Source organism: Cellulomonas bogoriensis 69B4 = DSM 16987 (assembly GCF_000767165.1).
GTDB lineage: Bacteria > Actinomycetota > Actinomycetes > Actinomycetales > Cellulomonadaceae > Actinotalea > Actinotalea bogoriensis.
Genome location: NZ_AXCZ01000308.1, coordinates 1 through 1689 on the forward strand (window position 1 = coordinate 1; position 1689 = coordinate 1689).

2 protein-coding genes are annotated in these 1689 nt (G+C 75.0%); one reads left to right on the forward strand and one right to left on the reverse strand.

All coding sequences use genetic code 11. The annotated features are described in order from the left end of the window. A partial coding sequence (locus tag N869_RS14910; RefSeq protein ID WP_035062958.1) for an O-methyltransferase occupies positions 1–484 on the forward strand: 484 nt, incomplete at its 5' end. Between the two features lie 3 nt (positions 485–487). Here N869_RS14910 and N869_RS14915 read toward each other — a convergent pair. Continuing rightward, positions 488–1689: leucyl aminopeptidase family protein (locus tag N869_RS14915; protein ID WP_035062960.1), on the reverse strand; the 1202-nt coding region annotated here is incomplete at its 5' end.

Consider the following 1689-nt stretch of genomic DNA (forward strand, 5'->3'; position numbering starts at 1 on the left):
CGCACTGCGAGCCACGGCCGTGGTGGAGGTGGGCACCGGTACCGGGGTCTCGGGGCTGTGGTTGCTGCGGGGGATGGCACCGGACGGTGTCCTGACGACCATCGACACCGAGGCCGAGCACCAGCGCGCCGCACGCCAGGCGTTCGCCGAGGAAGGTGTGCGCCCGACGCGGGTGCGGACCATCACCGGTCGAGCGCTGGACGTCCTGCCGCGCCTGGCCGACGGGGCCTACGACCTGGTCCTGGCCGACTGCGACCCCGTGGAGCTGCCCGAGCACGTGGACGCCGGGCTGCGGCTGCTGCGCCCCGGGGGCGTGCTGGCGGTGGCGCACGCCCTGCACCACGACCGGCTGCCGGACCCTGCACGGCGCGACGAGGTGACCACGACGATGCGCGAGGTCACCCGTGCCATCAGGGACGACGACCGGGTGGTCCCGGCGTTCCTGGCCAGCGGGGACGGGCTGCTGCTCGCCTCCCGGCGCTGAGCGTCAGCGCAGTCGGTCCAGCCAGGCCAGGAGCACCCTCGCCCCGAACCCGGTGGCGCCCTCAGGCACCTCGTGGGCGGCCGAGCCGGCCCGGGCGGGCCCGGCGATGTCGAGGTGGGCCCACCGGCGGCGCCCCACGAACGCCCTGAGGAACAACGCCGCGGTGATGGAGCCACCGCCCTTGACCTCGGCCGGCACGTGCCGCAGGTCGGCGACCAGGGAGTCCAGGGCGGGGAGGTAGTCCTCGACCAGCGGCATGCGCCACAGGCGCTCGCCCGCCTCCTCACCAGCGGCGGTGAGCGACCCGGCCAAGGCGTCATCGCCGGTGTAGAGCGCGCCGTGCTGACGGCCCAGACCCAAGGTCGCGGCACCCGTGAGGGTCGCGACGTCGATGAGGACGTCGGGATCCAGGTCCCGGTCGGCGTGGGCGAGAGCGTCGGCCAGCACGATGCGTCCCTCCGCATCGGTGTTGGCGATCTCGACGGAGGTCCCGCCGTAGGTGTGCAGCACGTCCCCGGGACGGTAGGAGGACGCCCCGACGGCGTTCTCCGCCAGCGGGAGCACGGCGGTCACCCGGTGGGGCACCTTGGCCTGCGCGGCACCCACCACCGTCGCGAGGGCGACCGCGGCCCCGGCCATGTCGGTCTTCATCGACGTCATCGACTCGCGCGGCTTGATCGACAGCCCACCGGTGTCGTACGTGATGCCCTTGCCGACCACCACCACGTGCCGGGGCAGGGTCGCACCCGAGGGCTCGTACCGCAGGGTCACCAGGCAGGGGGGCGTGGCCGAGCCGCCACCGACCGCGAGGATGCCCCCGAACCCGAGCTCGGCGAGCCGTGCGGCCTCGACGCGTTCCACGACCAGCCCGGCTGCCTCACCGAGCTCCTGGGCGCGGTCGGCGAGCCAGGTGGGGCTCTTGACGTCGGACGGAGTGACGGTGAGGACCCTGGCGGTCCAGGTCGCCAGCGCGGCTCGGGTGGCGCGGTCCACCGCGTCCTGGTCGTGCCGACCGAGCAGCATGAGGGTCTCGGCGGGTCCGGGGGCGGGGTCGGTGGTCCGCGCGGAGGGATGACGGTAGGCGCCCAGGAGGTAGCCCTCGGTCAGGGCCTGGACCCCTGCGGGGCCCGCGTCGGTCGCGACCGGCGTCAGGACGGTGCCCAGGCCCCTCGTGGCGCGCGCGATCGCGGCGCCGACGCGACGGT